Source organism: Pseudomonas sp. Pseusp18, from assembly GCF_059506005.1.
Genome location: NZ_CP169240.1, coordinates 3,657,081 through 3,669,605 on the forward strand (window position 1 = coordinate 3,657,081; position 12,525 = coordinate 3,669,605).

A 12,525-nucleotide genomic window follows, 5' to 3' on the forward strand; every position below is an offset into this window, starting at 1 on the left:
GTGTCTCCTTAAAGTGTGCCGACGGTGCCGGGTTCGAATGCCGCTTCAACCGGTGCGATGCCGTTGATCAAGGGGGCGCCGAACTCGGCCTGGCTGATCTCGAACACATCGCCCGGCCGGGTACGGATGCCGTCGGCGAAGGACAGGGTCGCGGTGCCGAAGAAGTGAATGTGCACATCGCCGGGGCGCAGGAACTGGCTGTACTTGAAATGGTGATACTCGAGGTTTTCCAGGCTGTGGCACATGTTGGCTTCGCCACTGAGGAACTCGTTCTGCCAGAGCACTTCGCCGTCACGCAGGATGCGGCTGGTGCCCGCCAGGTGTTGTGGCAATTCGCCGACCCGAAGCTCCGGGCCATAGCTGCAACTGCGCAGTTTCGAATGAGCCAGGTAAAGGTAATTCTTGCGTTCCATCACGTGATCGGAGAACTCATTGCCCACTGCAAAACCGAGGCGATACGGTTTGCCGTCGTGGCCGATGACATAGAGGCCGCTGAGCTCTGGCTCTTCCCCGGCATCTTCGGCAAAGGGCGGCAACGGGAACGGTTTGCCCGGTCGCACGACGATGCTGCCGTCGCCCTTGTAGAACCATTCCGGTTGCACACCAGCCCAGCCGGATGCGGGTTTACCACCCTCCACGCCCCATTTGAAGATGCGCATGGTGTCGGTCATCGCCGCTTCGTCGCCGGCCTGCTGATGCATTTTGTCCCGGGCCGAGGCGCTGCCCAAATGGGTCAGGCCGGTGCCGCTGACCAGCATATGCGCCGGGTCCGGGTGATCCAGCGGCGGCAGGATGCGCTGCTTGGCCAGCAGCTCGGCATAGTTGTGGCTGATGCCCAGCCCCAGGGTTTGAACCTGTTGCTCAAGATTGACCCCCGCCTCGATCGCCGCCAGCGCCAGATCCCGCACCGTGTGCGCATCCCGCACTTCGCGCACCAGATCGTCTTCGACCACGCCGACGCGGCGCTCGCCATTACTCAATTCGAACTGAACTAAACGCATGAACCTTCTCCTGTTAATGCAGAACTTGTTGGCCAGTTTCCCGTCAGGTGCGGGTAGCACCGCGAGCGCTGGCGGCGAACTGGTCGGCCGGCAGCACGTGCTTGCGCTCCAGCAGGCGATACACCACGCCGGTCAGGACCAGGCCGAACACCATCACGCAGGACAGGAAGTACAGCCCCGACGCCAGGTTGCCGGTGTATTCCTTCAGCGCACCGATCACGAACGGGCCGATGTAGCCGCCGAGGTTGCCCACCGAGTTGATCAAGGCGATCCCCGCCGCCGCACTGGCGCCGGCGAAGAATCGCCCCGGCAAGGTCCAGAACACCGCCGTGCAGGAAAACAGCGCGAACGCCACCAGGCACAGCGCCGCCAGTTGCAGCACCGGCACCGACAGCCAGGCGCTGAGGAACAGGCCGATGGCACCCAACACATACAGCACCGCCAGATGACCGTAGCGATCATTCAGGCGGTCGGAACTGCGCGGAATGATCAGCAAACCGATGATCCCGAAGATGTACGGCACCGATGACACGAACCCGGTCACCAGGTCCGTGCCACCGAACTGCTTGATCAGCGTCGGCAGCCACAAACCGAGACCATAGATGCTCAGGGTCACCGGCAGATAGAACAGCGCCAGCAGCAACACCCGTTTGTCCTTCAGTGCATGCAGCGGATTGCCGTGGCAGGTCTGGCCATATTCGGCGAGGTCTTTTTTCAGCTCCCCGGTCAGCCAGTCTTTCTCGGATTGATCCAGCCATTTCACTTGGTCCGGGCCGTCCGGCAAGTAGCGCAGCACCGGCCAGGTCAGCAGGATCGCTGGCGTACCGATGACGATGAACAGCCACTGCCAGCCGTGCAGGCCAAGGACGCCGTCCATGCCGAGCAAGCCGCCGGACACCGGGCCGGTGATCATCATTGCGATGGGTTGGGAAAGGATGAACAGCCCGAGGATCTTGCCGCGATGACGAATCGGGAACCATTGGGTGATGTAGTACAGCACGCCCGGGAAGAACCCGGCTTCGGCCGCTCCGAGCAGAAAACGCATCACATAGAAGCTGTTCGGGCCCTGGACGAACGCCATGCCGATGGTGATAGCGCCCCAGGTGACCATGATCCGCGCGAACCAGCGTCGGGCGCCGAAGCGGTCGAGCATCAGGTTGCTGGGGATCTCCAGCAGAAAGTAGCCAATGAAGAACAGCCCGGCGCCAAATCCGTAAGCCGCGTCACCGATGCCGACGTCAGCGCCCATGTGCAGCTTGGCGAACCCCACGGCGGAGCGATCCACATAGGCGATCAGGTACAGCAGGATCAGGAAGGGAATCAGTTTCAACGTGATGCGACGGATAAGCCGCAATTCCTGGCTCATGAGTTCGGTCTCCGATTGTTGTTGTTATAGAACCTCGGGGGACGCCTCTCGCGGAAAACCATCAGGGCCATCCCTCCGTTGAAAACGACTATATAGTATTACTATTTAACCAACAACACTTCCAAACAGCCGAAATTGCGCTTATGTTACGCCACAGCTCGAACAATATAGTCATACAATAAGAGAACCGATCATGACTGATAAGAAACCCACCCTGCGCTCCGCCCAATGGTTTGGCACTGCCGACAAGAACGGCTTCATGTATCGCAGCTGGATGAAGAATCAGGGCATCGCCGACCATCAGTTCCACGGCAAGCCGATCATCGGCATCTGCAACACCTGGTCGGAACTGACTCCGTGCAACGCGCATTTCCGCCAGATCGCGGAGCACGTCAAACGCGGGGTGATCGAAGCCGGTGGCTTTCCTGTGGAATTTCCGGTGTTCTCCAACGGCGAGTCGAACCTGCGCCCCACCGCCATGCTCACCCGTAACCTGGCGAGCATGGATGTCGAGGAAGCCATTCGCGGCAACCCGATCGATGGCGTGGTGCTGCTCACCGGTTGCGACAAAACCACTCCGGCGCTGCTGATGGGCGCGGCCAGTTGCGACGTGCCGGCGATCGTCGTCACCGGCGGGCCGATGCTCAACGGCAAGCACAAGGGCCAGGACATTGGTTCGGGCACGGTGGTGTGGCAGCTCAGCGAACAGGTCAAGGCTGGCACTATCACCATTGATGATTTCCTCGCGGCCGAGGGCGGCATGTCCCGTTCCGCCGGTACCTGCAACACCATGGGCACCGCCTCGACCATGGCTTGCATGGCCGAAGCACTGGGCACGTCCCTGCCCCACAACGCGGCGATTCCGGCAGTCGATGCGCGCCGTTATGTGTTGGCGCACATGTCGGGTATGCGTGCGGTGGAGATGGTTCGCGAAGATTTGAAGCTGTCGAAAATCCTCACCAAGGAAGCCTTCGAAAACGCCATCCGGGTGAACGCTGCCATCGGCGGTTCGACCAACGCGGTGATCCACCTGAAAGCCATCGCCGGACGCATCGGTGTCGAACTGGACCTGGACGACTGGACCCGCATCGGTCGCGGCATGCCGACCATTGTCGACCTGCAACCGTCCGGTCGCTTCCTGATGGAAGAGTTCTACTACGCCGGCGGCTTGCCCGCGGTGCTGCGTCGCCTCGGCGAAGCCAACCTGATTCCGAACCCGAACGCCCTCACCGTCAACGGCAAAACCCTCGGCCAGAACACCAAGGACGCGCCGATCTACGGCCAGGACGAAGTGATCCGCACTCTCGACAACCCGATCCGCGCCGACGGCGGCATCTGCGTGTTGCGCGGCAACCTGGCGCCACTGGGTGCGGTGCTCAAACCCTCCGCTGCGAGTGCCGAGCTGATGCAACATCGTGGGCGCGCGGTGGTGTTCGAGAACTTCGACATGTACAAGGCGCGGATCAACGATCCGGAACTGGACGTGGACGCCAACTCGATTCTGGTAATGAAAAACTGCGGGCCGAAGGGTTATCCGGGCATGGCCGAAGTCGGCAACATGGGCTTGCCGGCCAAGCTGCTGGCCCAGGGTGTAACGGACATGGTGCGGATTTCCGACGCACGCATGAGCGGCACGGCGTACGGTACCGTGGTCTTGCATGTGGCACCGGAAGCCGCCGCCGGCGGGCCTTTGGCGGCAGTGAAGGAAGGCGACTGGATCGAGCTCGATTGCGCCGGTGGACGTTTGCATCTGGACATTCCGGATGCTGAACTGGCCGCACGCATGGCCGATCTGCAACCGCCACAACAGTTGCTGGTGGGCGGCTATCGCCAGCTGTACATCGACCATGTGCTGCAGGCGGATCAGGGCTGCGACTTTGACTTCCTCGTCGGTTGTCGTGGGGCTGAGGTGCCGCGTCACTCTCACTAAAATCAAAAGATCGTCCGAACGCGGCCCGAGCCTTCGGCAGCTCCTACAGGAATCGGGTACGGCGACGAAATCGCGGCGCACACGGTCGGTGTAGGAGCTGCCGAAGGCTGCGATCTTTTCAGGGGCGCCTGCTATCATGCGCAGCACCCCATCGCACAGGACCGCGCCGTTCCCCATGGATTACCGCAAACCCTCCGACCGCAAAAGCATGCACTCGCGCATCGTCCAGGAACTGGGCATGCAGATTGTCTCGGGACGCTTCAAACCGGACGACAAACTGCCCGCCGAAGCCCTGTTGTGCGAGGAATACGCGGTCAGCCGGCCAGTCCTGCGCGAAGCGACCCGAGTGCTGGTTGCCAAGGGCCTGGTGTATTCCCGTCCGCGGGTCGGCACCGTGGTCAAGCCGCGCCGGGAATGGCACATGCTCGACCCGGACGTGTTGCACTGGCTGATGCAAAGCAGCCCGCAGAATGAGTTCTTCAGCCTGCTGACCAGCGTGCGCAGTATCATCGAACCGGCCGCTGCAGCCTTGGCCGCGCAGTTCGCCACCGACGCAGACATCGCCTCCATCGGTGAAGCCTACCAGCGTATGGAAGCCGCACCGACGCCTGAAGCCTTGTTGCAGCCGGACCTGGATTTCCACAGCCGCATCGCCGACGCGACCCACAACGACCTGCTGGCAAACCTGTGCAACATGTTGTCGGTGGCGATTGCCGAAGCCTTGAAACACTCCAACCAACGGCCGAACCTGCATGAACTGGCGTTGCCTCGGCACAAGGCGATTCTCACGGCGATCGAGAATCGCGATGCGCTGGGCGCGCGGCATGCGACGTTGGTGCAACTCGACGATGCGCGTAATGCGCTGAATGTGGTGCTCGGCACCGATCCCGCATAACCACCACAATTCCCCTGGGCTCATTGCCACCACGTAGTCATCACTTAGATCATCGAATTGTCGGATCTGCGGTATCCCGTTACCGTACATCCATTCCGGCCTCGCCTTACTTTGCGTAACTCAACCCATGCAAAGGATTGCATCATGCCGATACCTGCGTCCCCCCCTGCCACGGCGGACATGACCGATATCATCGCGCACGCCGTCAGCGCCCGCTTCAGCTCCCGCCCCACCCTGCGCTCGGAAACCGCTCGCCAGCTCAAGGACGGCGTACTGGAAAAATACCCGCAACTGGACTTCGACCCTGAGCGAACCAAAATCGCGCAGCCGATTCCCAACGGGGCCTGGCGCCTCGCGTTGCTGCTGGACTTGGTACTGGATTATCTGGCCAGCGGCACACCTGTCGATTTCAGCGAGCAGTTCAGTCGTGCCTGCTTTCTGACCAACCGTGCGCCCGCGCAACTGACTGTCGGCAAAACCACATCGAGCCTGCCTGATCTCCAGGTGATTGCGGGGGTCATCCTTGAGCTGCCCGACTTGCTGCACATCGGGCTCCAGGAATCGCTGACTCTTTACTGGAACCAGAAGGACGAGGCCGGCGTCAGCCGCTGGCAATGGCTGGGAAACTTGCTGGCCGGCGTCCTGCAGACATCCGCGACCCGCCTGTCGAAAAGCAACCCGGTGCAGGCCGGGATTCTCGCGGAGCTGGCCAGCCACCCGGACAACCTGCAGCGTCTCCAGCAATCCTGGTCAAAAGGCCCCATACAAGCCTGCACCCTACAAACCACCCTGACCAACGGTGACGTCTCCATTACGCTGCAGGCCCCCGAGCTCCTGGTGACTTGTGGTGAAACCCATTTGTTGTGCAGCGTGACCGGCAAAATCGAGCCCTTCTCTTCCCTGGAAGCTTTCGGCCTGGCTTGGGGCGCACGGTTTCAACAGGCATACAAAGCCGATGTCATCACCTGGAAGCGATTTAAGCCGGACGGCAACATCTTTGACATTCAGGCTGCCCTGCTCCTGAACCGGCAGCTGGAAGATCTGGCTGCACTCAAACTGCCCGCCAGCCGGGGCTTGGGCGAGTTGGCGAAACACGTTGATGCGATCACCGAAGTCGCCACGCTGTTCATCGACAGCCAACCGGTCGATGCGGTTTTTCAACCGATACAGGCATCGATTTCCGAGTGGTTGCAAGCAGCGACACCCACTGACCGCATGGCCTATCGCAAGCACGTCCTGGCCATGGCCAGCGTCAAGCAACAGACTCAGGGGCGCACCTTCAACGATGGCATCGACGACCTTCATACGTTTGCCCGAAAAGCCTTGCACAAGCAGATGCAGGAAGATTATCCGCTGGCGCCCGGTTACAACTCCGACGAGCTGGAACTGACCTTTCATGTACCCGTCGGTGACCTCGGCAGCGGCTACATCGAAACCGTCAAAATGACCCTGACCGAGCTGGCAATCAACAATCTCGCCGCAAAACCCAAGGGCCGCATGACTGTCCGTCACACGGGAGACCAACTGATTCAGGAGTGGACTACCGACGCCTATCTGCTGGACCTGGTAAGCCGGGTCAATGTCGGCCAGCACTATCCCGAACTGATCGAAACCTTGCTGCTCGGCGAGACCGACGACGCACGGGAGCGGGAACGATTGTTCACGCTGGAACTGTCGGTTCATCTCCCCCTGCTGGCCCTCGAGCATTCGATCAAGGGTGAGCACGGGTTCACCCATCTGGGGTATCGCTATGTCGACGCGTTGATGAATCGCACCGCCGCCGAACGGGTCGTCAACGAACAGGCCGTGGTCATCCGGCCCCTGGCGTTCCAACGCAAGGACGGCGCCGACTGTGATGTGGCCGCCAACATGTTCATCATCGAGCCCAAAGACTTGCAGGCCACTGGCCCGCATATCCTCTATCGCCCTTTGTACACCCCGTCACTGCAGCAATACGCCGCACGCAGCGACTTGCTCAAAGCGGTCGCGCAACAGGGCGCGCTGCAAACCAGCGTGCTGACCTGGCTCCCGGACCGCGCACGTCCGGTTTACGACAACAACGGTTTCAACGAACCGCATATCAACCACTTTCACATCGGCGACGAGTTCTCGCCGCCCGACAAGCCGAAACCGGCGATTCTGGCAGGCGACGAAGCTGCGGCCCAGTGGCTCAGTGCTATGGAGGAAGGTCGATTGCCGGCCAGCCTGTTCGCCAGCAACGCCCGGGCGCTGGCCGATCTGGCTGACAGGCAATCGGTGTCCAATGCCGAAAGCCGTTGGGCGATCATCCTTGAGGGTGGCTGGCTGGTCTTTAACAACCTGGTACTGCCACTGTTGCGCGGCCCGGCAATGCTGGTGGGCTGGATGCTGCAAATCACCCATAGCCTGATCAACGACCTGCCCGCACTGGACAGTGATGACCCAACTACCCGGAATCTGGCCTGGGTCGATGTGCTCTTGAACATCGGCCTGCTCCTTTTGCATGTCGCACGAACTCAAGGTGAACGGCCTGCACTCGCGCCAGAGCGCATGGGCGAAGACGCTCCGGTGACCCTCGATCCGCTGCGCCGTCTGTTGCCACTGGACTTGCTGCATCCCGAGACAACCATCACTCAAGAAACACCCGGACTGCCCTCCGAACCGCCGGGCAGTGGTAATACGTTGCTGGATTTCAACCTGTCGACCGCTCGGGACTCGACCTCGGCGCGGCTGTTCAACAAGCTGCAGGCGGTCAAGGTTGCATGGCCCGCGTCTCTGCCAGAGCCTGTTGCAACCGGTCCGTTCAAGGGGCTGTACCGGATCGACAACAAATGGCACGTCACGGTCGCCGGCCTGCTGTTTCGCGTGAGTGTCCTGCCCGGTTTCGGTGAGGTCTACCTGGTACATCCCGAGCATCCCGACCATCCGGGAATCAAGCTCAAAACCGATGGATACGGCCGGTGGACGCTGGATCAAGGGCTGAAACTGCTCGGCGGAGGACGTAACGCCAGGCGGGATGCCCTGCGCGAGAGCAAACAGCAACGCATCAGCCTGCTGGAACTGAACCACCAGGAATTTTTGCAGCAACAGACGCAGGTGCAAAAACGCGTTGATATCGCGGAAAAGCTGATGGAGCTGAAAACAAACGACCCCGCCAGCAGCGAGCAGGATCGCGCCACTTTTCGCCAACGGTTCGCAGACGAGCTGGACAAACAGAGCGAAACCTATGTCACGGCGCTTGCCGAAATCCGCGAAAAAAGCGCTCTGAGCAAAACTGATCCCGATTCAAACCTGCAGCGCAGCCTGCTGGAGAATCTCATCAACAACGCGCGCAAACGTGTTGTCATCGCCGACCGGGAACGGGAAGCCACCAATCGAACTTACGCGGACTTGACCCGCGGTATCGAACACTTGCGCGAAGCAATCAAGGACAAGGGCAACGTCGTACTGGATCGATACTTCGAATTCATGCGCAGGACCTCCGAAGTCAACGAAACCATGATCAGGTTCTACGAAGAAACAGAGAGCCGACTTACGGAGCTTAAACACTTGTCTCGCTTGGGCTTGGAGGACTGGAAACGGTTGACCGACAATCGCTCCGAGAATGAATTGACCGCTTTGCGAGTCAAGTCCTACCAACTGAGCATCTTGCGTATTCTCAGCCTGAAGGAACTGGGTAGCGCCACCATGGCCCCACTCGAACGCGCGCTCGATCCCCTGATGTTGCTGTCTCGCTCTCATTCCGAACTGCAAACGTCTCGCACATATAACAGCAGCGATCGGATCGCCGTTCTGGACAACCTGGTCGATCACTACCGCAAAGCACTGGACGGGCTTGAAAGTATCGGCATCTTCAATGCCGAAGAATTACAGCCAGCGGCCTTCAATCGCCTGCGAGAGATCATCGGTGAACTGCGCCTCGATGCCGAGCGACGTCTGGCCGACGACCTTCAAAATCTCCCGCAACCTTCGGTCTCCGAGCCTGGTCCGTCTTCACCCGGAACCAGCAAGCCCCCGATCCAGCGCCCCTCTTCATGGGCCAGTCGCAAGCGGGTCATCAAAACCGCCAAGGGCACTCTGATCGGCGATATTCGCCCCCGCGTGGCTAACCAGGGCGCAGACATTGTTGATATCAGCGGTCCACTCGAAGATGCACCACTGGCTTCGTTCCATGAACATGAACCGAATGTCTGGGTAGAAATGATCGAGGTCAGGCAGCCCGCACCCAAGGCCTCCGCGCACTCCTACGCACAGCTCAAAGGGGATGCCCGCAAGGCCATCGCCAATGTCGACAAGCAGGTAAGGAAAATCGAGGGTTACGCGCAACGCGCAAGCTCACCCAAGGAAATTGAAGAGCAATTGCAACGCGAAGCACAAAAGCTGACCGGGTATGCCGAGGGTCTGGAACACCATGAGGCACCCTCGCCAAACCGGGAGCAAGATGCCTCGTTAATCAGCGATTTACGCGATCACGCGCGAGCCCTCGACAGCAAGGCATCGGAACTGCGCATCCGCATGACACTGGCCCAGCCCCCCAGCAGTGAGGGTGTGGCGTTTCTGTTACGGTGCAAGGAGGTTTACCCACGCATGATCGGTAATCGCGTACAACTGAAAACCGGACGTAAAGACTTCATGCAGGAGTACGTCCTGTTGAACAAAGACGATCAACCCTGGGGGTACGCGCATTTTCACTATGAGCGCTTCGATGATGCCAAGACGCACTATACCCAGGCCCATCTGAAAACCAGGGAACAACGCTTCGAAACCTACGAATCGGCGATGGCCAAGGCTACAGATCCGAGACAGAAAATCGATATCCACCGCGGGATCATCAGCAAGGAACTGGCCAACAGTGCATTCCTGACGCTACAACCACGCTGAGTGCTCGGTCCCCCATAAAAAAAAGCCGCAACCTGAGTTGCGGCTTTTTGGGTCAGGCTGACGCCTAGTGAGCAAACAGCGAGTTGCCCTTCTGCCCTGCCAGTTTTTCCGGCTTGATCAGGAACCGCGCCAGCGCCGGCAACAGCCACAACGCGCCAAACATGTTCCAGAGCAGCATGAAGGTCAGCATCAGGCCCATGTCGGCCTGGAACTTGATCGCCGAGAAAATCCAGGTGCACACGCCGATCGCCAGGCACAGGCCGGTGAACAGCACAGCCTTGCCGGTGGATTTCAGCGTCTGGTAGTACGCCTCTTGCAGCGGCAGACCAGCACGCAGGAAGCTTTCCAGGCGACTGTAGATGTAGATCCCGTAATCCACGCCGATCCCCACCCCGAGTGCCACCACTGGCAAGGTCGCCACTTTCACACCGATGCCCATGAACGCCATCAGTGCGTTGCCGAGCACCGAGGTCAGCACCAGCGGCAGCACGATGCACAAGGTCGCCGTCCAGGAACGGAAGGTGATCATGCACATGGTCGCGACGCAGATGTACACCAGCACCAGAATCGTCAGTTCGGAACGCTTGATCACTTCGTTGGTGGCGGCCTCGATCCCGGCGTTACCGGCGGCGAGGAGGAATTCCAGGCCTTCCTTGTTGTTGTCCTTGGCGAAGTCCTGCACCGCATGAACAGCGCGATCCAGGGTTTCGGCCTTGTGATCGTTGAGGAACACCAGCACCGGCGCCAAAGAGCAATTGTTGTTGTACAGACCATCGGCACGGGCGATGGAGTTGTTCAACACGTCCGGATTTCGCGACAGGGTTTCCCATTTCAGGTTGCCCTCGTTCATGCCCTTGATCATTTGCTTGGACACGGTCACCAGCGAGATCGCCGACTGCACGCCCTCGGTGTTCTGCATCTTCCACATCAGCTCGTCGATCGGTGCCATGGCTTCATAGCGCGAGCAACCTTCGGGCTTGGTCTTGACCATTACCACCAGCACGTCGGAACTGGTGGAATAGTTGTTGATGATGAAGCTGTTGTCCTTGTTGTAACGCGAGTCCGGACGCAGTTCCGGCGCGCCCTGGTCGAGGTCGCCGATTTTCAGGTTCTGGCTGTACCAAAGGCCACCGCCGAAGGCGATCAGTGCCAGGAGAATGGAGACCGGTGCGACTTTCGGGCTGGCAAAGTTCGCCAGCAGACGCCAGAACGGATGCTCGCGGTGCGCGTCTTTCTTGCTGCGGTCGACGGCGCGTTTGCTGATACCGACGTAGGAAATGGCTACCGGCAGCAGGATCAGGTTGGTGAACACGATCACCGCCACGCCGATGGACGCGCCGATGGCCAGTTCACGAATCACGCCGATGTCGATGATCAACAGCGTGATAAAGCCCACCGCATCCGCGAGGATCGCGATCATCCCCGGCAGGAACAACTGACGGAATGTTCGCCGCGCCGCAGTCAGCGCGTTGTCCGCCTCGCTGGACTGCAAGGCGATACCGTTGATTTTCTGCACGCCGTGGGAAATCCCGATGGCGAAGATCAGGAACGGCACCAGCATCGAGTACGGATCAAGCCCGAAGCCGAAAAAGTGCATCAAGCCGAGCTGCCAGACCACCGCCACCAGCGTCGTACTCAGTACTGCCACGGTGCTGCGCATGCAGTTGGTGAACCAGTACAGCAGGATCAGGGTGATGACGAAGGCGACGCCGAAGAACATCACTACCATGACCAGCCCATCGATCAGGTCGCCGACTTTCTTGGCGAACCCGACAATGTGGATCTTCACGTTAGGGTTCTGGGTTTCGAACTTGTTGCGGATCTTGTCTTCAAGTTCATGCGAGAACTTGCGGTAGTCCAGTGCCAGCAACTTGCCCTGGTCTTGCGGGTCCGGGTAGGACTCCAGCAGCGGGATGTCGACGATGCTCGACTTGAAGTCGTTGGCCACCAGCCGCCCGACTTGCCCGGACTTGAGCACGTTGTTGCGCAGCAGGTCGAGGCTCTGCTGGGAGCCGTTATAGCTCTGGGGAATCACTTCACCACCGGCGAAGCCCTCCTCCGTCACCTCGGTCCAGCGCACGCTCGGGCTCCACAGCGACTTGAGGCCGGAACGGTCGACACCGGAGATGTAGAACACCTCGTCGTTGATCTGGCGCAGGGTCTCCATGTACTCCTTGGAGAAGATGTCGCCATCGGTGGCTTCAACGGAAATCCGTACGGTGTTGCCCAGGTTCGCCAGATCGTTGCGGTGCTCCATCATTTTTTCAATGAACGGATGCTCGAGCGGGATCATTTTTTCGAAACTGGTGGACGGCCGGATCAGCGTCGCCTGCCAGAACAGGAAAATACTGACCAGCAGGCAGATGACGATCACCGCCGGGCGGTTGTTGAAGATCAGGCGCTCAAGAAACGTCGCCTTGTCCTGATGAGGAGTGCTTAAGGATGTCATAGACCCGCCTTCTTATTATTTGCC

6 protein-coding genes are annotated in these 12,525 nt (G+C 59.9%); 3 read left to right on the forward strand and 3 right to left on the reverse strand.

All coding sequences use genetic code 11. The annotated features are described in order from the left end of the window. Positions 1 to 8: 8 nt before the first annotated feature. Together araD1 and ACEN9A_RS16365 are read right to left on the reverse strand one after the other, a co-directional pair. Positions 9 to 1,001, reverse strand: a complete 993-nt coding sequence (gene araD1, locus ACEN9A_RS16360; protein ID WP_258668654.1) for an AraD1 family protein — start codon at positions 999 to 1,001, stop codon at positions 9 to 11. A 43-nt stretch (positions 1,002 to 1,044) separates the two neighbouring features. Then, complete coding sequence (locus ACEN9A_RS16365; protein ID WP_019650045.1) at positions 1,045 to 2,367, reverse strand: MFS transporter; 1,323 nt, start codon at positions 2,365 to 2,367, stop codon at positions 1,045 to 1,047. Between the two features lie 193 nt (positions 2,368 to 2,560). Here ACEN9A_RS16365 and ACEN9A_RS16370 point away from each other — a divergent pair, with 193 nt between their 5' ends. From ACEN9A_RS16370 to ACEN9A_RS16380, 3 genes are all read left to right on the forward strand, one after another. Then, the gene (locus tag ACEN9A_RS16370) at positions 2,561 to 4,297 is read left to right on the forward strand and encodes an IlvD/Edd family dehydratase (protein WP_258668655.1); all 1,737 of its coding nucleotides are present in this window, start codon (positions 2,561 to 2,563) and stop codon (positions 4,295 to 4,297) included. A gap of 175 nt (positions 4,298 to 4,472) precedes the next feature. Further along, positions 4,473 to 5,192 carry a FadR/GntR family transcriptional regulator gene (locus ACEN9A_RS16375; protein ID WP_019650047.1) on the forward strand — a complete coding sequence of 240 codons (720 nt, stop codon included), beginning with the start codon at positions 4,473 to 4,475 and terminating at the stop codon, positions 5,190 to 5,192. A gap of 144 nt (positions 5,193 to 5,336) precedes the next feature. After that, on the forward strand, positions 5,337 to 10,052 hold the full coding sequence (locus tag ACEN9A_RS16380) for a dermonecrotic toxin domain-containing protein (protein WP_258668657.1): 4,716 nt from the start codon (positions 5,337 to 5,339) through the stop codon (positions 10,050 to 10,052). A gap of 64 nt (positions 10,053 to 10,116) precedes the next feature. Here ACEN9A_RS16380 and ACEN9A_RS16385 read toward each other — a convergent pair whose 3' ends face one another. Then, positions 10,117 to 12,501 carry an efflux RND transporter permease subunit gene (locus tag ACEN9A_RS16385; protein ID WP_258668658.1) on the reverse strand — a complete coding sequence of 795 codons (2,385 nt, stop codon included), beginning with the start codon at positions 12,499 to 12,501 and terminating at the stop codon, positions 10,117 to 10,119. Between the last annotated feature and the right edge of the window lie 24 nt (positions 12,502 to 12,525).